10 protein-coding genes are annotated in these 20710 nt (G+C 73.8%); 6 read left to right on the top strand and 4 right to left on the bottom strand.

Features of this window, described 5'->3' with window-relative positions; all coding sequences use genetic code 11:
- Window positions 1–86 precede the first annotated feature (86 nt).
- From AC4IJH_RS29575 to AC4IJH_RS29560, 4 genes are all read right to left on the bottom strand, one after another.
- Window positions 87–1028 carry a TauD/TfdA family dioxygenase gene (locus AC4IJH_RS29575; protein ID WP_490854969.1) on the bottom strand — a complete coding sequence of 314 codons (942 nt, stop codon included), beginning with the start codon at window positions 1026–1028 and terminating at the stop codon, window positions 87–89.
- 52 nt (window positions 1029–1080) lie between these two features.
- On the bottom strand, window positions 1081–1290 hold the full coding sequence (locus AC4IJH_RS29570) for an MbtH family protein (RefSeq protein ID WP_490854968.1): 210 nt from the start codon (window positions 1288–1290) through the stop codon (window positions 1081–1083).
- Window positions 1291–1379: 89 nt separating this feature from the next.
- Window positions 1380–2411 (bottom strand): histidinol-phosphate transaminase, encoded by a 1032-nt coding sequence (locus tag AC4IJH_RS29565; protein WP_490854967.1) that lies wholly within the window; start codon window positions 2409–2411, stop codon window positions 1380–1382.
- Entirely contained in the window at window positions 2408–3412 is a 1005-nt protein-coding gene (locus AC4IJH_RS29560; protein ID WP_490854966.1) for an SAM-dependent methyltransferase, read from the bottom strand. Before AC4IJH_RS29560 ends, AC4IJH_RS29565 begins: the two co-directional genes overlap by 4 nt.
- 346 nt (window positions 3413–3758) lie before the next feature.
- On the opposite strand from AC4IJH_RS29560, the gene AC4IJH_RS29555 reads away from it, so the two are divergent.
- The 6 genes from AC4IJH_RS29555 (at window position 3759) to AC4IJH_RS29530 (ending at window position 20696) form a co-directional block, all read left to right on the top strand.
- Window positions 3759–4532 carry an ABC transporter ATP-binding protein gene (locus AC4IJH_RS29555; RefSeq protein WP_490854991.1) on the top strand — a complete coding sequence of 258 codons (774 nt, stop codon included), beginning with the start codon at window positions 3759–3761 and terminating at the stop codon, window positions 4530–4532.
- A gap of 3 nt (window positions 4533–4535) precedes the next feature.
- Window positions 4536–7178, top strand: coding sequence for an ABC transporter permease (locus tag AC4IJH_RS29550; RefSeq protein ID WP_490854965.1), 2643 nt, complete (start codon window positions 4536–4538; stop codon window positions 7176–7178).
- 245 nt (window positions 7179–7423) lie between these two features.
- A complete protein-coding gene (locus AC4IJH_RS29545; RefSeq protein ID WP_490854964.1) occupies window positions 7424–8716 on the top strand; it encodes a sensor histidine kinase in 1293 nt (430 codons plus the stop codon).
- Complete coding sequence (locus tag AC4IJH_RS29540; protein ID WP_490854963.1) at window positions 8686–9366, top strand: response regulator; 681 nt, start codon at window positions 8686–8688, stop codon at window positions 9364–9366. Before AC4IJH_RS29545 ends, AC4IJH_RS29540 begins: the two co-directional genes overlap by 31 nt.
- A 142-nt stretch (window positions 9367–9508) precedes the next feature.
- On the top strand, window positions 9509–10873 hold the full coding sequence (locus AC4IJH_RS29535) for a serine hydrolase domain-containing protein (protein ID WP_490854962.1): 1365 nt from the start codon (window positions 9509–9511) through the stop codon (window positions 10871–10873).
- Window positions 10874–11057: 184 nt separating this feature from the next.
- On the top strand, window positions 11058–20696 hold the full coding sequence (locus AC4IJH_RS29530) for an amino acid adenylation domain-containing protein (protein WP_490854961.1): 9639 nt from the start codon (window positions 11058–11060) through the stop codon (window positions 20694–20696).
- The last annotated feature ends 14 nt before the right edge of the window (window positions 20697–20710 follow it).

Below are 20710 nucleotides of genomic sequence, written 5' to 3'. Positions count from 1 at the left end.
GGTGTGGCCGGCGGCCCTCAGGGGTCGCCGGCCGCACCGCGCACGCCGGGCGGCGGCGGTGCGCGGTGCGGCGGCGACCATGGGTGTCAGGCGGCGATGATGCGTGCGCGCGAGCCGCTGTTCGCATAGAGCCGGCGAATATCACGGGTGAGATTCAGGCGCTTGAGCCAGCGGTCCTTGCCGTCATAGCGGGCGGCGAATGCGGCGCGTCCGTGGACCACCTGGTAATTGTCGACGAATACCGCGTCACCCGGTTTCAGGACTACCTCTCCGGCCGCTTGGCTGAGGATTTCCTGAGTATCCGTAATGGCTCGTTCCGCTTTTTCGTGCTCACCCGACATGAAGTCCACATCGAAACGGAAGTACGGCGCACGCTCCGGACCGAAGAGTGCCGGCCCTGTCGTGCCCGCCTCACCGTCGGCCGTGTGCGAGTCGTCCGGATAAAAGCGGAACGCGGGTTCGGCGAGCGCGGCCCGCAATTCCTCCGGGAGATCCAGGGAGGCGATACGGGTGACCGTGGTCCCCACCGCGTCGGGGTTGCGCAGGCACAGCAGTGACACATAGTCGGCGCGGCACGGGTGGAAGACGTCCTCGGTGTGCAGCGAGAGCGTCTTGGCGCTGCTGGCGCTGGTGAGCGAGCGCTCCATGCCCGGCGCCGGGCACACGTCGTGCACGATGCGGCCGTCCTGCTGGGTCGCCCAGCCGAACGGGTCGCCCAGCGCGGTGCCGCACAGCAGGAGCGTGAGCTCCTCGCGCCGGCCCGCGCCCTCCTTGGCCGCGATGTCCCAGCCGGTGGGGGTCGGGACCAGGTCCGGGTCGATGGGCAGGTTCGAGACCACCGTCACGTCCGACTCCTCGGCGCGGGCCCGGGCCAGGAACTCCCGCAGCCGCACCGGAAGGGACGGGGCCAGGGCGGCGGCGCGCTCCACGTCCGCCATGGGGTCCCAGTCCCCGGAGGTGGTCAGCGCCTGATCGACGAGACGGTCGATGCCCTCCCGCTCCTCGGCGGTCAGCACCAGCTTGTGCACTCTTTTTCTCCACTCCAGCGAAAGACGATGTGACGGTGGGGTGCGGCGGGGTCTAGGACGCCATCTGCCGGGCCAGGCTCCGCGGACGCATATCGGTCCAGTTGGCGTTGATGTAGTCCAGGCACGCCTGACGGCTGTCCTTGCCGTGCACGGCCGTCCAGCCCTGCGGGACGTCGATGAACTCCGGCCACAGGGAGTGCTGGCCCTCGTCGTTGACCAGGACGAGGTAGGTGCCGTCCGCATCCTCGAACGGGTTGGCCATGGTCTGGTTCTGCTTTCTCTCGGGTTTGTCTCGGGCGCGCTCGGGCGCGCTCGGGCGCTCGTCGGTGTTGTCGGTGCCGGGGCGGCGCGTCAGCCGACGGGCACCGGCCGGGCCACCGCGGCGAGCACCGCGTCGTTGGCCTCGGCGGTGCCGATCGTCAGCCGTACGCCCTCGCCGGGGTAGCAGCGCGCCTGGACCCCGTGCTCGGCGCAGGAGCGGGTGAACTCCTCGGCCCGCTCCGGCTCGTCGAGCCAGACGAAGTTGGCACTGCTGTCGTGGACGCGCCAGCCCATCCGGCGCAGCTCGGTCTGTACGCGCACGCGCTCGGCGGCGATCTCGGCGATCCGCAGATCCAGCTCCGCCTCGGCGTCGATGGACGCGCCGACCGCGACGAGTGCCAGGTCGCCGATGCTGTAGGGCACCGCCTTCGTGCGCACCCGGGCCGCGATCCCGGGGGCCGCGATGCCGTAGCCGACGCGCAGCCCGGCCAGCCCGTACGCCTTGGAGAAGGTGCGCAGCACCAGCACGGGCCGGCCCTCGCGCACCAGGTCGATCCCGTCGGGCAGGCCGGCCCCGCGGGCGAACTCGGTGTACGCCTCGTCCAGCATCACCAGGACGCCCTCGGGCAGCGCGTCCAGGAAGGTCTCCAGGGCCTGACGGCCGAAGACGGTGCCGGTGGGGTTGTGCGGGTTGCACAGGATCACCACGCGGGTGCGGTCGGTCACCGCCGCCGCCATCCGCGGCAGGTCCTGCTCCCCGTCCGCGGTCAGCGGCACCTCCACCCGCTCGGCACCGGCCATGTCCGCGATCAGCGGGTAGGCGTCGAACGCCCGCCAGGCGTACAGGACTTGGTCGCCGGGCTCACGGATGTGGGCCTGGAGCGCCTGGAGGGCCACCCCGACCGATCCGCTGCCCACGAGCACCGACTCGGCGGGCACCGAGCGCCACTGGGCGATCCGGGCCGTGAGGTCGTCCGCGTAGAACTGGGGGTAGCGGTTGACCGTGTCCAGCGAGTGGGCCATGGCCTCGCGCACCGGGGCCAGCGGCGGGTACGGCGTCTCGTTCAGGGCCAGTTGGTGCAGGGTGCGGGCCGCCGCGGCAGCCGTGTCCGGCGTGCTCACGCGGCGGGCTCCAGGCGGAAGATGACGGTGCTGGCGGGCGTGGTGTAGACGTGCTGCGCGGTGCACTTCCAGCCGGCCTCCTCGAAGACCGACTCCCACTCGGCGTGGCTGGGTATGTACTGGCCCATCACGGCGTGCGCGGTCTCGAACCCCAGCGTGAACAGCGGGAGTTCGCCGACCTCGTGGGTGGTGTCGCGGTGGGTGTCGGCGAGCAGGAAGTACTTCAGGTGGGGCAGCTCGGTGCGGATGCTGCGCAGCAGGTCCACGCAGTTCTGCCGCGGCCAGAAGTCGTGGCCCATCAGGTAGGACGTCATCAGCTCGACGTCCTTGAACTCCGGGTAGCTGCTCAGCTTGCGGGCGTCGCCCTGGATGAGCTGGATGCGGTGGCCCAGGCCCGCCTCGGCGACGGCCTTGGAGCCGACCTCGATGGCGCCCGCGGCGATGTCGATGCCCACGCACTTGACCGACGGGTCGCGGCGGGCCAGCTGCACCAGCCGCTCGCCGCTGCCGCAGCCCAGGTCGGCGGCGACGGAGTAGTCCAGCTCGTCCAGCGCGGCGAAGAACGCCCCGTCCATGAACACGTCGTTGACGTCACGGCAGGCCACGCTGATGGCCGCGGAGTCGCGCTGGATGAAGTCGCCGGTGCGGTTGGCCTCGAAGCTGACCTCGCCCAGGCGCTGGAAGAGCGAGCCGTAGCCCTTGGTGAGCCACTGGAACAGGCCCTTGCTGCGGGCGAACTCCGCGAAGTTGCCGCCCCGTACGGCCTGTTCGCCGCCCTCGGTCAGCTCCACGGCCTCGGCGTAGCTCAGCGCCCGCAGCACCGCGCGCAGCGACTGCTCGTGCAGGCCCTCGGCCTTCGCGTAGGACAGGATGTCGAGGGTGTCGGCCTCGGCCAGGGCCTGGAAGATCCCGATGTCCCAGGCGGCGCTGACCGCCCAGGTGGCGATGGTGGAGTTGAAGAGCTCCGCGGACTTCTTGAACTCGATTGTTTCCTCGGTCACGTTGGCCGTGGCCCCCGTCCTGTGATGAAGGTGCGCGAATAGTTCACGAGGCGTGCCGGCCGCTGCCGCGAGGCGTGCTTCCCCCGACGGCCGTCGCGGCCAGGGGTCACTGTCGTACCGAGCGCCGCACGGGCGCCACCTTTGTAAGCTGACGCGAAATGACCCGCCCCGGGCGGAGATCTCACGCCATTTCAGCGGCAGGTGGAGTTTTCTCCACCGCAAAGACGGCACACAGCGCCCGTGCGCGGCGCGGCCGCGCCAGGTTGACTAATGATCACTCCGCGGAGCCGTGCTGGACGGCCCGCGGGGCACACCGCAGTCGGTATCGGGAGGAAACGTGTCCGTCATGGGAGCCGGGGCCGGTTACGGCACCGGATTCGGGGCCGCGACCGGCGTCGAGCAGGCCGTCACGCTCAGCGGTGTCGCCAAGCTCTACGGGCGCGGCGACAGCCAGGTGCCGGCCCTGCGCGGCGTCGACTGCTCCTTCGCCCGCGGCTCGTTCACCGCCGTGATGGGCCCCTCGGGCTCGGGCAAGAGCACCCTCCTGCAGTGCGCCGCCGGCCTCGACCGCCCCACGTCCGGGCGGGTGTTCATCGGCGGCACGGACATCAGCGCGCTGTCCGAGGCCGATCTGACCAAGCTGCGCCGCGAGCGCATCGGGTTCGTCTTCCAGTCCTTCAACCTCATGCCGTCGCTGACCGCGCGCAAGAACGTGGCGCTGCCGATGCGGCTGGCGGGCCGGCGGCCCTCGCGCGCCGAAGTGGACGCGGCCCTCCAGCAGGTGGGGCTGGGCGACCGGGGCAACCACCGCCCCTCGGAGATGTCCGGCGGTCAGCAGCAGCGGGTGGCCATCGCCCGGGCGCTCATCAGCCGCCCCGATGTGCTCTTCGCCGACGAGCCGACCGGCGCGCTGGACACCAACACCGGACGCGAGGTGCTGGGGCTGCTGCGCAACGTCGTGGACCAGTCGGGCCAGACCGTGGTGATGGTCACCCACGACCCGGTCGCCGCGTCCTGGGCGGACCGGGTGCTCTTCCTCTCCGACGGCGCGGTACGGGCCGAACTGCCGGCGCCGACGGTCGCCGCGGTCACCGAGTACATGAGCCGGCTGGGCGGTTGATCCATGCTTTCCATTGCTCTGCAGACGCTGCGCGCGCGGTGGTCGCTGTTCACCGGCACCTTCGTCGCGCTGGCGCTCGGCGTCGCGCTGATCGCCAGCACCGGGCAGGTCCTGGACGCCACCCGTGACACCGGCCGCGGCGATCGGCCCGGGCGCTATGACGCGGCGGCCGTCGTGGTGCGCGCCCCCCAGTCGTTCAAGGTGGACTTCGGCGTCGGCGACGGCGCGTACGACCAGCGCCAGACCGCCAGTGACCCGCACCGCATCGACGACGCCGCGAAGACGGCCGACGCGCTGCGCGGTGTCGCGGGCGCGGCCCGCGTCGTCGTCGACCGCTCGCTGCCCGCGCAGGTCGTCGCCGACGGCCGCGCCGCGGACCAGGACGGCGGCGCTCCCGGCCGGCCGGTGGCCCACGGCTGGTCCAGCGCACAGCTCACGCCCTTCACGCTCACCCGGGGCAAGGCCCCGGCCGCCGACGACGAGGTCGTGCTCTCGGCCGCCGTCGCCGAGCGGGCCGGTGCCCAGGTGGGCGGCAAGGTCGCGGTGGTGACCCCCGACGGCCGCCGCCCGATGCGGGTCTCGGGCATCGCCGCGCCCCCGCAGGGCGAGGGGGTGCCCGGCGAGGCCACGGTCTTCTTCTCCGACGCGAGTGCCGAGCGCCTGTCCCCCGACCCCCGGCGGGCCGACGCCGTCGCCGTGATGGCCGGGCCCGGCGTCTCCGCCGCCGCCCTCGCCGAGCAGGTGAAGGCCGCCCTGCCGGGCACCGGTCTGAAGGTCGGCACCGGCGCGGCCAAGGGCGGGGACCTGACCGCCGCCTCGCGGGCCGCCGCGCTGGGCGATGTGGCCACGCTGCTCGCCGTCATGGCGGTGATCGCCGGTTTCGTCTCGGTCTTCGTGGTCTCGGGCACCTTCGCCTTCGCGATCGCCCAACGCCGCCGTGAGCTGGCCCTGTTGCGTACGGTGGGCGCCACTCCGCAGCAGGTACGGCGCATGATCATGGCCGAGTCCGCGGCGCTGGGCGCGGTCGCCTCCGCGGCCGGCTGCGTCCTGGGCGTCTTCGGCGGCCGGCTGCTCGGCTCGGTGCTGACGCACTTCGGCATGGCCCCCGCCGACTTCACCGTGCCGGTCTCCGCCCCGATCCTGGTGATCAGCTTCGTGGTGGGCCTGGCCGTGGCGCTGCTGGGCGTCTTCGCCGCCTCCCGGCGGGCCGCCAAGGTCCGCCCCGCGGAGACGATGCGGGACGCCGCGCTGGAGACGCGGGTGATGACGACCGGCCGCTGGATCGTCGGCTCCCTCTTCCTGGCCGTGGCGCTGCTGCTGCTGGTGATGCTGCCGCAGGCGGGCAGCGACGGCGCGGTGGTGATCTCCCTGGTGCTGACCGAGATCCTGGTCGTGGCGATGGTGGCGTTCGCGCCGCTGCTGGTGCCGCCGCTGGTGCGGCTGGCCACGCTCCCGCTGTCCGCGCTCACCTCCGTCACCGGCATGGTCGCCGGGGAGAACGCCCGCTCCGCGGTGCGCCGCACCGCGTCGGCCGCCGCGCCCATCATGGTGACGGTCGCCGTGGCCGGCTCCATCATCGGGATCACCAACGCCAGTTCGGCCACCACGATCGCCGACGACCGGGCCCACCTGGCCGCGGACGCCGTGGTGGCGGCCGGGCCCGGCGGGCTGCCCACGGCCGCGGTGCGGGAGCTGTCCGCCGTCCCCGGTGTGCGCTCCCTCTCCCCGGTCACCGAGACCAGCGGCTGGCTGGTGGGCTCCAGTTACGTGATGGCCAGCGGGATCGGCTCGGTGGACCCCGGCCGGCTCTCCGACGCCTTCAAGCTGGACGCCGCCAAGGGCTCCCTGAAGGACCTGCGCGGCCACTCCGTTGCGGTGTCCCGCCTGGTGGCCGGCCAGCTCGGCTGGAAGGTCGGCAAGGAGGTCGAGGTCTACCTCGCCGACGCCACCCGGATCAAGGTCAAGGTCGTCGCCCAGCTCTCCTCCACGGCGGGCCTGCCCGCGGTCGTGATGCCGCAGGACCTCCTGGCCAAGTACGCCCCCGCAACGATGAGTTCCGCGGTGTATCTGTCGCTGGACCCCGGGGCCGACGCCGCGGCGGTGACCGCGGCGGTGGGAAAGACGGCCGAGAAGTACGGCGCGGCCCCGCACACCCGCGAGGACTGGCTGGACCGGCGCGCCGCCGCCGCGCAGCAGGAGGGGCAGATCCTGGTCCTGGTGCTGCTGGGCATGGCGATGCTCTACACCGGGATCGCCATCGCCAACACCCTGGTGATGGCGGCCGGGGAACGGGCCGAGGGCATCGCCCTGATGCGGAAGATCGGCGCGACCCGCGGCCAGATCCTGCGCACCGTCGTCTGGGAGACCCTGACCGTGGTGGTCGTGGGCGGAGTGCTGGGCGTGGTGGCCGACGGCGTCACGATGCTCGGCATGGCCAAGGCGCTGAGCGCGTCCGGTGAGGGCGCGCAGTTCCCGGTGCCCTGGCTGGAGATGGGCTCGGTGCTCGCCGGATGCCTGGTGGTCGCGCTGCTCGCCACCGTGGCGCCCACCCTGCACCAGCTGCGCGCCACGGGCAGCGGACGGCCGGTCAAGGCCGCCGCCCCGGGCTCCGGACCGGCCGAACCGGCCATGCCCGCGGGTGTCTGATGGCCACCCGCACCACCCGCCCGGCCGCACACCGGCCGGGCACCCCGCAAGACCGGCCGGGCCCGGGCACTGCATCCCCCGCGCAGCCGCCCCGGGCCCGGCCCCTGCCCGCCGCGTTACCCGCCGCCGGCGCCCCGCCGGCCGCCGCCGCACCGCTGCCCGTACCGGCCGCACCGCTCCCCGTACCGGCCGCACCGCTGCCCGCGGCGCCGGCGCCGGCTGCCGGGCCGCCTAGTGTGGGGGCGGTGACCAGCAGTTACTCCCCTTCCTGGCGGGACCTGGGGCGCAGCCCCCTGCGCTTTCTCGCCTCCCCGCTGCCGTGGCGCTCGGCCGCCTACGTCCTGTCCTCGGCCGTGCTCGGCCTGGCCGTCCTCGTGGTCCTCGGGACCCTGGTGGCCGGCGGGGTCCTGCTGTCCGTCGCCGGGATCGGGCTGGCCGTGCTGGCCGGATCGGTGCTGCTGGGCATTCCGCTGGCCGCGCTGGAGCGCCGCCGGCTGCGGCTGCTGGAGGGGCCGGAGCACCGGCGCCCGGCCAGCCCGCACCAGCCCGTCGAGCAGCCCGGCGCCTGGCCGTGGCTGACCACCCGGCTGCGGGAGCCCGCGACCTGGCGCGAGTTCAGTTACGCGGTGGTCTTCACCGTGCTGATATCCCTGGTGGACGTCGCGCTCATCGGCATGGCCGGCGCGCTGGCCGTCTGTCTCCTCGCCCCGGTCTACGTCCTGTTCTCCTCGGGCCAGACCGAGGCGCTGGTGCTCACCGCGCTGGGCCTGCTCGGGCTGCTCCCGGCGGCCTACGCCCTCTCGGCGGCGGCCGTGGCCCAGGCCCGCTTCGCCCGGCTGATGCTCAGCCCGCGCGAGGGGGAGGGCGACCAGGTCGTCGAACTGACCCGCTCCCGGGCGCGGATGGCGGATGCCTTCGAGGCCGAACGCCGCCGCATCGAGCGGGATCTGCACGACGGGGCCCAGCAGCACCTGGTCGCGCTGGTGATGACGCTGGGCCTGGCCGAGCTGGAACTGTCCCGCTGCGGCAAGGGAGTTGACCCGTCCCTGGACGAGGGCGTGGCGCTGGTGGCCCGCGCCCGGCGCGACGCCAAGGGCGCCCTGGACGAACTGCGCGACCTGATCCGCGGCATCCACCCGCGGGTGCTGACCGACCGCGGGGTGGCCGCGGCCGTCTCCGAGGTCGCGGTGCGCAGCCAGGTGCCGGTGACGGTGGACGTGGACCTGCCGGGCCGGCTGCCCTCCCAGATCGAGGCGACCGCGTACTTCTTCGCCAGCGAGGCGCTGACCAACGTGGTCAAGCACGCCAACGCCAGTGCCGCCGCCGTCCACGGACGCCTGGCGGCGGGCCAGTTGACCGTCACCGTCACCGACGACGGCGACGGCGGTGCCGAACTCTCCCGCGGCGGCGGCCTGGAAGGCTTGGCCGACCGGGTCGCGGTGGTGGATGGAAGACTGAGACTTTCTAGCCCGCCCGGCGGTCCCACCGCCCTCAGCCTGGAGATCCCGTGCCAGCACGTCCCCTGCGCATCGTCCTAGCCGAAGACTCCGCCCTCGTCCGCGGCGGAATCGTCGAGCTGCTGACCAAGTTCGGCCACGAGGTGGTCCGTGCCGTGGGCGACGCGGACACGCTGATCACCGCCGTCGAGGAGTGCGCGCCGGACATCGTCATCACCGACGTGAGGATGCCGCCGGGGGACGGGGACGACGGGCTGCGCGCCACGATGCAGCTGCGCAAGGCCGACCCGACGCTGGCGGTCCTGGTGCTCTCCCAGTACGTGGCCAACGCCTATGCCACCGACCTGTTCACCCCCCAACGCACAGCGCACCACCAGAGCCGGGCCGGCCTGGGCTATCTGCTCAAGGACCGGATCGGCGAGGTAGGTGAGTTCGCCCGAGCTGTCGAGCGTGTCGCAGCAGGAGACATGGTGATAGATCCCCAAGTAGTCGAGCACTTGCTCACCGAGCGCGGGCACCGGCAGCGGTCCGAGCTGCTGACCGCCCGAGAACACGAGGTCCTCGCGCTGATGGCACAGGGCTATTCGAACGCGATGGTCTGCGACGAGCTGCGGATCAGCGAGGGCGCCGTGGCCAAGCACATCGGCAACATCTTCGCCAAGCTCGACCTCTCCCCCGAGGCGGGCAACCGCCGGGTGCTGGCCGTGCTGGCCTATCTGCGCGACGAGTAGTCCCCCGGTCCCCCGAGCCCACGGCCCCCGGGCCGCGCGGCCCCCGTGAGCTGATTCATTTCGCGTCAGCTTACAAAGGTGGCGCGCCGGACCCGGCCGGGGCGAAGGTGTGCTCGCCCGACCGAGCCTGCTGGGGGACTTTATGAACGTGGAACACCTGCCCGGGCGCCTGTCCGCCCTCGCGCGCCAATACGGTGTGCCGGGCGGGCAGTTCGCGATCCGCCACCAGGGCGAGCGGCTGTCCTGGGCGTTCGGCGAGGAGCGCTTCGGGCAGGGCGTCGCGGTGTCCGCCGGCACCAAGTTCCCCGTGGGGTCCATCACCAAGGCGTTCACCGCCGCGCTGGCCATGGTGCTGGTCGACGACGGTGACCTCGACCTGGACGAGCCGCTGGCCGACGTCCTCACCGAGCTGCGCGCCCCGGGCGCCACGTTCGGCTCGCAGCAGACCCTGCGCCAGCTGCTGTGCCACGGCAGCGGACTGCCGCCGGGGCGGGACTCCGAGGAGCTGGCGGCGGGCGGCGCCGGGCGGCGCGGCTATCTCGCCGACTGCGCCCGCATGGTGCCCATCGGCACGCTCGGCCCGGCCGCCAGTGCCGCTGGTTCCGCTGCCTCGTCGTCCTTCTCCTACTCCAACGTCGGCTACACCCTTGTCGGCCTGCTCGCCGAGCGGGCCGCCCGCATGGAGTGGCAGGAGGCGCTGGAGACCGTACTGCTGCGCCCGCTGGGCATCGAACCCGCCTATATCGCCGGCCGCTCGGCCCGTTCGTACGCGCCCGGGCACGCGGCACAGCCCGACCAGGGCCGGGCGCTGCCCGTACGGCAGACCCTCCCGGACGTGGAGGCGCCCTGCGGGGCGCTCGCCCTGAGCGCCGAGGACCTGCTGGAGTTCGGCCTGCTGCACACCGACGACGCCCAGGGGGTGCCGGGCCTGATCGAGCCCGCGGCACTGGCGCCGATGCGCCGGGCGGTGGCCGGGGCCGAGCCCTTCGGCCTGGCCGACGGGTGGGGCCTGGGCCTGTCCCTGTACCGGGCGGCCGACGGCACCCAGTGGGCCGGCCACGACGGCACCGCCGACGGCACCTCCTGCCATCTGCGCATCGACCCCGCCGGCGGCACCGTCCTCGCGCTGACCACCAACGCCAACACCGGCATGGCGATGTGGGAGGCGCTGGTCGCCGAGCTGCGCGCGGGCGGCCTGGACGTCGCCGACTACTCCTACTCCACCTTCCGCGAGCCGCTGCGGCCCATCGCCGCGCCCGACGAGTGCCTGGGCCACTACGTCAACGGCGAGACCTCCTACCTGGTCGCGCGGGACAGCAGCGGCGAGCTCACCCTGGACCTGGACGGCGAGCCGTTCGCCCGGATCACCGTCCACGAGGGGCTGGCCTTCACCCTGCGCGAGCTGTCCGGCAGCGGCATGGTCTACCTCGGCCGCTTCCTGCGGCACCCCGGCACCGGCGCCGTCGACCAGATCCAGGTCACCGGGCGCCGCGCACAGCGCCGTTAGTCGCGCGGGCGGCGCCACCGGAGAGACGGGCAGCGCCGCCCGCCCCGAGCCCGCCCCGCACCAGACCACCGCGTTCCACGGGCCCCACCGGCCGAGCCCGTGGCGCGGCATGCGCACGTTGACCTGGGGCCACTCCCCGTCGCCACCGGGCGATGTGGCTCCGCACCGAACCTGGAGAACGAACATGCAACCCGGTACCGCAACCCCGAGACTGACGGCCTGCCTGCACGAGATCTTCCAGGAGCGTGCGGCGCTGTCTCCGGGCGCCACGGCCCTCGTCCTCGGTCAGCGGCGGGTCTCGTACGCGGAGCTGAACGCCGACGCCAACCGCCTGGCCCGCCACCTCGCCGACCGGGGCGCCCGGCCCGGCGTGCTGGTCGCGGTCTGCCTGGAGCGCGGCCCCGAGCTGATCACCGCGCTGCTGGCAGTGCTCAAGTCCGGTGCGGGATATGTGCTGTTGGACCCGGCGTTCCCGGACCGGCGGCTGGCGGAGATGGTGACCGACGCCTCGGCTCCGTTCGTGGTGAGCGACACCGGCCTCCGGGGGCGGCTGGCCGCCACCGGCGTCCCGGTGATCGCGCTGGACGCGCAGCGGGCGCACCTGGAAACCCTGGACGGCCGCGACCTGCCCGCCACGGCCGGGCCCTCGGACGTGGCGTGCGTGATGTTCACCTCCGGCTCCACCGGCCGCCCCAAGGGCGTCGTCTCCCCGCACCGCGCCGCCGTCCGCGTCTACTGCGACCAGGACTTCCTCGCCTATGGGCCGGACCAGGTGTGGCTCCAGGCGGCGCCCATGTCCTGGGACGCCTTCTCCTTCGAGCTGTGGGGCGCCCTGCTGCACGGCGGCACCTGTGTGCTGCACCCCGGCTCCGCCCCCGACCCGCAGACCATCGCGGAGCTGGTGGCCGAGCACGGCATCACCACGCTCTTTTTGTCGACGAGCCTGTTCAACGTCGTCGTCGACGAGTACCCGGCGCTCGTCGCGGCCGTCCGCGAGGTGCTGACCGGCGGCGAGGCCGTCTCGCCCGCCCACCTGGCCACCGCCCTGCGCACCCGGCCGGGCCTGCACCTGGTCCACGCGTACGGACCGGTGGAGAGCATGATCTTCGCCACCTGCCACCGGGTCACCGAGGCCGACCTGGACCCCAGCGGCACAACGACGGTGCCCATCGGCCGCGCGCTGGCCCACACCCGGCTGCGGGTGCTGGACGAGCGGCTGGCGCCGGTGGCGCCGGGCGAGCCCGGCGAACTGTGGCTGGGCGGCGCAGGGCTGGCCCTGGGCTACCTCAACCGGCCCGAGCTGACCGCCGAGCGGTTCGTCGCCGACCCCCTCGACCCGTCCGAGCGGCTGTACCGCACCGGTGACCAGGTCCGCGAACTGCCCTCGGGCGCGCTGGAGTTCCTGGGCCGGATCGACGACCAGGTCAAGATCCGGGGCTTTCGCGTGGAGCCCGGCGAGGTACGGGCCGCGCTGCTGGCCCACCCCGCGGTCGGCGGCGCCGCCGTCACCGCGCCTCGGCGCGGCTTCGGCCCCCGGCAGCTGGTGGCGTACGTGGTGGCCGCGCCGGGTCACGGCGCGCCGCACGCCGCCGAGCTGCGGGACTTCCTGGGCCGTGCGCTGCCCGCGCACATGGTGCCCGCGGCCTTCGTCCCCCTGGACCGGCTCCCGCTGACCCCCGCGGGCAAGCTCGACAGGCAGGCCCTGCCCGCCCCCGACTGGAACGCGCTGGCTAGCGCGGAACACGTGGCCCCGCGCACCCCCGCCGAGAGGGCCGTCGCGGACATCTGGGCCGAGGTGCTGGGCGTGGAACGGGTCGGCGCCGAGGACGACTTCTTCGACCTGGGCGGTGACTCGATCGCCGCCTTCCGGGTGCACTCCCGGCTCCGGGCCGCGCTGGGCGTCCCGGTGCCGCCGCGCGCCCTGTTCGACACCCCCACCGTCGCCGCTCTCGCCGCGTCCCTGACCGGCCCCGCCGCGGACACCGCGGACGGCGCGCGGGCCGTGGCACCCATCCCGGCCGCGCCCCGCACCACCGCCCTTCCGCTCTCGTACGCCCAGCAACGCCTGTGGTTCCTCTACGAGTTCGAGAACGGCGCCGTGGAGTACAACACCCCCCTGGCGCTGCGGCTGACCGGCCCGCTCGACCCCGCCGCGCTGCGCGCCGCGCTCACCGCGCTCGTGGCGCGCCACGCGTCGCTGCGCACCACCTTCGACGCGGTCGACGGGGTGGGTGTCCAGACCGTCCACGACACGGTGGAACTCCCGCTGCGCTCCGTGTCCCTGGCCGAGACCGCCGAGGGGGAACGGGACACCGAGGTGGCGCGGCTGCTGCGCGAGGACGCCGGGCTCCCCTTCGACCTGCGCCAGGGCCCGCCGCTGCGGGTCCTGCTGATCGAGCGGGCGCGTCAGGAGCACCTGCTCGTCCTGAACCTGCACCACATGGTCACCGACGGCTGGTCGATGCGGGTGCTGGCCGAGGAGTTCGCCGAGCTGTACGCGGCCGGATGTGACGGCGGGGCCGTCGGCGCGGCCACCCTGCCGGCCCTGCCCACGCGGTACGCCGACTTCTCCCACTGGCAGCGCGAGCGGCTTTCCGGGGCGGACTTCGACGGCCAGCTCGCCTACTGGAAGCGGCAGTTGGACGATCTGACGCCGCTGGAGCTGCCCACCGACCGCCCCCGCTCCGCGGTGCGCTCCACCGCGGGCGCGGCACACCGCTTCGAGATTCCCGCCCCCGTCGTCGAGGCGCTGCGCGAGCTGGGCCGCCGGCGTGGCGCCACGCTCTTCATGACGCTGACCGCGGCGGTGCAGGTGCTCCTCGCCCGCTACAGCGGACAGTCCGACGTCGCCGTCGGCACCGCCTCGGCCGGCCGCGGCCGCCCCGAACTGGAGCGGCTGATCGGCTTCTTCGTCAACACCCTGGTGCTGCGCGCCCAGGCCGACCCCCACCGCGCCTTCCCCGACTTCCTGGACGAGGTGAAGGCCACGGTGCTGGACGCCTTCGCGGCCGAGGAGGTGCCCTTCGACCGCGTCGTGGAGGCCGTGGCGCCCGAGCGCGACCTCAGCCGCAACCCGCTGGTCCAGGTCGTCGTCGCGCTCCAGCAGGGGCTCGCCGAGCTGCCGCGGGCGGGCGGCCTGCGGATGTCCGAGTACGAACTGCCGCGCCACTTCTCGCGGTTCGACCTGTTCGTGGAGTTCTCCCCGAAGGGCGGGGCGCTGACCTGCGTCCTGGAGTACAGCACCGAGCTGTTCGACGCCGCCACCGTCGAACGCCTGGGCGCGCACCTGGGCGCCCTGCTGGCGGGCATCGCCGAGGGGCCCGACCGTCCGCTGGGCGAGCTGCCGCTGCTCGGCGCGGCCGAGGCGGCCCGGCTCACCCGGCCCGCCGGGGCCGACCCGGTGCCGTACCCGGCCGACCGTACGCTGCACGAGCTGTTCCAGGCGCAGGCGGCCCGTACGCCCGAGGCCACCGCGCTCGTATTCGGCGAACGGCGGGTGTCGTACGGGCAGTTGAACGCGGATGCCAACCGGCTCGCCCGGCACCTGGTCTCCCTGGGCGCCGGCCGCGGCACCCTGCTGGGGATCTTCCTGGAGCGCGGCCCTGAGCTGATCACCGCGCTGCTTGCGGCACTGAAGACCGGGGCGGGGTACGTGCTGCTGGACCCGGCGTTCCCGGACCAGCGGCTGGCCGAACTCGTCGCCGACGCCGCCCCGGTGGCGCTGGTCACCGACGGCTCGCTGAGCGGCCGCCTGGCCGGGGCCGGGGCCGTCCCGGTGGTGGTGCCGGACGCGCAGCGGGCCCGCTTGGACGCGCTGGAGGCCACCGATCTGCCGGTCACCTCCGGGCCCGGCGACGTGGCGTGCGTGATGTTCACCTCCGGCTCCACCGGCCGCCCCAAGGGCGTCGTCTCCCCGCACCGCGCCGCCGTCCGCGTCTTCTTCGGACAGGACTTCGTGGACTACGGGCCCGACCACACCTGGCTGCAGGCCGCCCCCATGTCCTGGGACGCCTTCTCGCTGGAGCTGTGGGGCGCCCTGCTGCACGGCGGCACCTGTGTGCTGCACCCCGGCTCCACCCCCGACCCCGAGGTCGTCGCCGAGCTGGTCGCCGCGCACGGCGTCACCACGCTGTGGCTCTCGGCCAGCCTCTTCAACGTGATCGTGGACGAGTACCCCTCCGTCCTCGCCTCGCTGCGTCAGGTGATCACCGGCGGTGAGGCCGCCTCCGCCGCCCATGTCGGCCGCGCCCTCGCGGAGTTCCCCGGCCTGCGGCTGGTCAACGGCTACGGCCCCGTGGAGAGCATGGTCTTCGCCGCGACCCACCCGATGACCGAGCGGGACACCCGGCGCCCCTCCGTCCCGATCGGCAGGCCGCTGGCCCACACCCGCATCCACCTGCTCGACGAGCGGCTGGCGCCGGTGGCGCCGGGGATCCCCGGCGAGCTGTGCATCGCCGGTGACGGGCTGGCCCTGGGCTATCTCAACCAGCCGGAGCTGACCGCCGAGCGCTTCGTGACCGCGCCCTTCGACCCGGCCGAGCGGCTGTACCGCACCGGCGACCGGGCGCGGCTGCTGCCCTCCGGGGAGCTGGAGTTCCTGGGGCGGATGGACGACCAGGTCAAGGTCCGGGGCTTTCGCGTGGAGCCCGGCGAGGTACGGGCCGCGCTGCTGGCCCACCCCGGCCTGGCCGAGGCCGCGGTCACCGCGTTCCGGCGCGAGAACGGCCCCCAGCAGCTGGTGGGCTATGTGGTGGCCAGGGCGGGCCGCGAGGTGCCCTCCTCCGGCGAGCTGCGTGCCTTCCTGGGCCGTACGCTGCCCGACCACATGGTGCCCACCGCCTTCGTCGCCATGGACCGGCTCCCTCTCACCCTGGCGGGCAAGCTGGACCGCCGGGCGCTGCCGGCCCCCGCGGAGTCGGCCGCGGGTCCGGGCGAGGGCTATGTCGCCCCGCGCGGCCCCGTCGAGGAGGCGCTGGCCCGCGTCTGGAGCGAGGTGCTGGGCATCGACAAGGTCGGGGCCCAGGACAACTTCTTCGACCTGGGCGGCGATTCGATCCTGAGCATGCAGGTCGTCTCCCGGTCCCGCCGGGCGGGTCTGCGGCTGACCTCCAAGGACGTGTTCCTGCGCCAGACCGTGGCGTCGCTGGCCGCGGTGGCCGCTACGGACGGGGACGGGACCGGCGGCGCGGCGGCGGGCGGCACGGCGCTGCCGGCCACCGGCGAGGCCCCGCTCACCCCCATCCAGCACTGGTTCTTCGCCACCCACCCGCAGTCCCGGGACCACTTCGACCAGTACGTCGTCCTCGACCTCGACCCGGACTGCGACCGGGCGGCGCTGGCCGCCGCCGTGGCCGCACTGCCCGACCGGCACCAGGCGCTGCGGGCCCGCTACCGGCCCGCGGCAAACGGCAGTTGGAGCCAGGAGTTCCTCGGCGCCGGCGCCGGGGCCCATCCGCTGCACACCGTCGACCTCTCGGGGCACACCGAGGCGGACCAGGAGGCCGCCGTGCGCGACTGGCCGCACGGCCCGGCGGCGCGGCACCGCATCGAGGACGGCGAGACCTTCGCCGCCGCCCTCTTCGAGCGGGGCCCGGACCGCGGCGCCCAGCTGGTGCTCACCGCCCACCACCTGATCGTGGACGGGGTGTCCTGGCGCATCCTGCTGGAGGACCTCAACACCGCCTACCGGCAGGCGGCTTCGGGCCGGGCCGTGGACCTCGGCCCGCGCACCACGCCGTTCCGCGCCTGGGCGCACCGCCTGCACGAGCACACCGCGAACGGCGGCTTCGACGCCGAGGCGCCGCACTGGGACGCGGTCGAGGCGGCCGCCGCCCAGGACGGCGCGGTGCCCACCGACGGCGCCGGGCCCAACACCGTCGCGTCCACCCGGACCGTCTCCGTACACCTGTCGGAGCAGGAGACCCAGGCGCTGCTCCAGCACGTGCCGCCGGTCTACCGCACCCGCGTCGACGACATCCTGCTCAGCGCCTACGGCCGGGCGCTCGCCCGCTGGACGGGCCGGGAGCGCACCGTCATCGACCTGGAGGGCCACGGCCGCGAGGACCTCTTCGACGGCGTCGACCTCACCCGTACCGTCGGCTGGTTCACCAGCCTCTACCCGGTCGCGCTGACCGTCCCGGCGGACGCCGGCTGGGCGGCGGTGGTCAAGTCCGTCAAGGAGCAGCTGCGCGCCGTACCGGGCCGTGGGCTGGGCCACGGTGCGCTGCGCTATCTGCGCGGTGGGCGGCGGGCCGGGCAGGGCGCGGCGAGCCCCGCCGAGCTGAGCTTCAACTACCTGGGCCGGTTCGACACCGACACCGCCGACGGCTCCCTGTTCCGGCCGGGCGGCGCGGGCGTCCAGCTCACCGAGAGCGGCGAGGGGCCGCGGGCGCACCTGCTGGACGCGGTCGGCCGCGTCGAGCACGGCCGCCTGGAGCTGACCTGGTACTACTCCGCCAACGTCCATGAGCGCGGCACGATCGAGGCACTGGCGCGGGACACCGTGGAGGCGCTGCGCGACCTGATCGGGCACTGCGCCGACCCGGCCGCCGGCGGCGCCACGCCCAGCGACTTCCCGCTGGCCCGCCTCGACCAGGGCGCCGTGGACCGGCTGGTGGGCGACGGCCGCACCATCGAGGACCTCTACCCGCTCACGCCCATGCAGTCCGGCATGCTCTTCCACAGCATGGCCGAGCCGGACGAAGCGCTCTACCTGGAGCAGATCTCGTTCGTGCTGGACGGCGTCGCCGACCCGCACCTGCTGGGCCGCGCCTGGCAGCAGGTCGTGGACCGCACCCCCGTCCTGCGCACCGCGGTGGTGCGCGAGGGGCTGGCCGAGCCGCTGCAGGCCGTGCACCGCGCGGTGCGGCTGCCGGTCACCCACCTCGACTGGCGCGGCACGGGCGCGCAGGACGGCGGGCGCGAGGCGGCGCTGGCACAGCTGTTCCGTCAGGACCGCGCCGAGGGGCTCGACATCTACCGCGCTCCGCTGATGCGTATCACCCTGGCCCAACTGCCGGGCGACGCCGTGCAGGTGCTGTGGACCTTCCACCACCTGCTGCTGGACGGCTGGAGCGCCTTCCAGGTCCTGGGCGACGTGTTCACCTGCTACGGCGCGCTCGCCGCGGGCGGCGACGGCTCCGCGCTGCCCTACCGCCCGGCGTTCCGCGACCATGTCGCCTGGCTCGCCGGGCAGGACACCGAGGCCGCCGAGCGGTTCTGGTCCCAGGCCCTGGCCGGGTTCTCCTCGCCCACCCCGCTCCCGTACGACCGGCAGGCCACCGCGGCGCACCAGGCCCGCTCCTCGGCCCGGCTGGGGCTCCAGCTGCCCGCGGAGCTCAGCGCCGGCCTGGCCGCGCTGGCCCGCGAGCACCGGCTCACGGTCAACACCCTCGTGCAGGGCGCCTGGGCGCTGCTGCTGTCCCGCTCCAGCGGCGAGCGCGACATCTGCTTCGGCGCCACCACCTCCGGCCGCCCGGCCGACCTGCCGGGCTCGGAGGCCATCCACGGCATCTTCATCAACACCCTGCCGGTGCGCGCCCACATCGAGGACTCGGCCCACCTCCTGGACTGGCTGACCCAGCTGCAGGCGCGACAGGCCCAGTCGCGGCAGTACGAGCACCTCCCGCTCGCCCGGGTCCAGTCCCTCAGCGAGGTGCCCAACGGCAGCCGGGCCTTCGACAGCGTCATCGTCTTCGAGAACTACCCGATCGACGACAGCGTCGGCGCCCGGCACGGGCTGCGGATGCGCGATCTGCACGCCGACGTGGAGACCACCAACTACCCGCTGGCCATCACCGTCTACCCCGGTGACCGGCTGACGTTCAGCTTCGCCTACGACCCCGAGCTGCTGCGCCACGAGACGGTGGAGCGACTCTCGGGCCAGCTGCGGACCCTGCTGCAGAGCGTGGTGACAACCCCCCAGGCGCCGGTCCGGGAGCTGGCGTGGGTGTCGGCGGACGAGCGGCAGGAACGGCTGACCGAGGGCACGGGTGCCTCGCGTGAGGTGACGGCCGGGTCGGTCGTCGAGCTCTTCGAGGCGCGAGCGGCACAGAGCCCGGACGCCACTGCCCTTTCTCACGGCCAAGAGGCCCTGACGTACGGCGAGTTGGCGGCGCGCTCCAGCCGGGTGGCGCGGGCGCTGATCGGCCGGGGCGTGGGCCCGGAGAGCCTGGTCGCGGTGGCGGCCGCCCCCTCGGTCGACCTGGTCGTCTCCCTGCTCGGCGTACTCAAGGCAGGCGCCGCCTACGTACCGGTCGACCCCGAGCACCCCGCCGAGCGCATCGCCTACGTCCTCCAGGACGCCGCCCCCGACCTGGTGCTGGTGGACGCCACGGCACGGCAGAAGCTGCCCGCCGACGGCCCTGCCCTCGTACAGATCGACGGGGCGGGCGCGACGGGGCTGGGCGCCGAGCTGCCCGACGGACAGGTGGCCGACACCGAGCGGGTCGCCCCGCTCTCGCCCGCACACCCCGCGTACGTGATCTACACCTCCGGCTCCACCGGCCGCCCCAAGGGCGTGGTCATCGAACACCGTTCCTTCGTGGACTACGTGGCATGGGCGGCCGACGCCTACCCCGGCGGCACGGGCGCCGCCGTGCTGCACTCGCCGGTCACCTTCGACCTCACCGTCACCGCCCTGTACGTCCCCCTCATCAGCGGCGGCCAGGTCCGCATCAGCGGGCTGGACGATCCCCAGGCGCCGACCGGTGAGCAGTGCTCGCTGCTGAAGGTGACCCCCTCGCATCTGGCGCTGCTGGGGGCAACCCGTCAGGATCTGCTGCCCACCGGCCAACTGGTCGTCGGTGGCGAGCAGTTGCTCGGCGAAGTCCTTGAGCAGTGGCGCACCGCACACCCCGACGTGACCGTCATCAACGAATACGGACCCACCGAAGCCACCGTCGGCTGCATGGAATTCCGCGTCGAACCCGGCGACACCATCGCCGACGGACCCGTCTCCGTCGGCTGGGCCCGCGACAACCACCGCGTCTACGTCCTCGACGAAGCCCTACGACCCGTCCCCACCGGCGTCGCCGGCGAACTCTACGTCGCCGGCACCGGACTGGCCCGCGGCTACGTCAACCGCCCCGCCCTGACCGCCGAACGCTTCACCGCCGACCCCTACGGCGCCCCCGGCGAACGCATGTACCGCACCGGCGACCTCGCCCGCTGGCGCACCCACGGCGGCCTGGAATTCCTCGGCCGCACCGACGACCAAGTCAAAATCCGCGGCTACCGCATCGAACTCGGCGACATCGAATCCGCCCTGCTCTCCCACCCCGCGGTCGACCAGGCCACCGTCACCGTCCAGGAAGAGTCCGACGGCCGCAAGCGCCTGGTCGGCTACGCCGTGCCCGAGGAGGGCGCCGTAGTGGACCCGGCGGCGCTGCGCGCCCACACCGCCACCGCCGTCCCCGAATACATGGTCCCCTCCGGCGTCCTCCTCCTCGACGCCCTCCCCCTGACCCCCAACGGCAAACTCGACCGCAACGCCCTCCCCCGCCTCGACAGCACCGCCGACACCACCGACTACACCGCGCCGGGCACGCCGACCGAAGAGGCCGTGGCCACGCTGTGGGCGGACATCCTGGGCGTCGAACGGGTCGGCGTGCACGACAACTTCTTCGACCTGGGCGGCGACTCCCTGCTCAGCATCCAGACGGTGCTCCGGATGAAGGTCGCCTTCGGCCTCGACCTCTCCCCGCGCGACGTCATGGTCGCGCCGACCGTGGCCCAGCTCTCCGAGATCGTCGAGGAGAAGATCCTCGCCGAACTGGAGCAGGCCGCGCTCGCGGAGGCGGAAGGGGACGGGATGGCCGGCTGACCCCTGTCCCCCGC

This window comes from Streptomyces sp. UF-297, from assembly GCF_058245575.1.
Note: the sequence above shows the minus strand (reverse complement) of the source record. Positions and strands in the feature narration are given on the sequence as shown.

Bases quoted from the DNA above. Each gene is read 5' to 3' on its own strand.
- AC4IJH_RS29530 (WP_490854961.1), top strand. From the start codon at position 11,058: ATGCAACCCGGTACCGCAACCCCGAGACTGACGGCCTGCCTGCACGAG.
- AC4IJH_RS29570 (WP_490854968.1), bottom strand. From the start codon at position 1,290: ATGGCCAACCCGTTCGAGGATGCGGACGGCACCTACCTCGTCCTGGTC.
- AC4IJH_RS29550 (WP_490854965.1), top strand. From the start codon at position 4,536: ATGCTTTCCATTGCTCTGCAGACGCTGCGCGCGCGGTGGTCGCTGTTC.
- AC4IJH_RS29555 (WP_490854991.1), top strand. From the start codon at position 3,759: ATGGGAGCCGGGGCCGGTTACGGCACCGGATTCGGGGCCGCGACCGGC.
- AC4IJH_RS29535 (WP_490854962.1), top strand. From the start codon at position 9,509: ATGAACGTGGAACACCTGCCCGGGCGCCTGTCCGCCCTCGCGCGCCAA.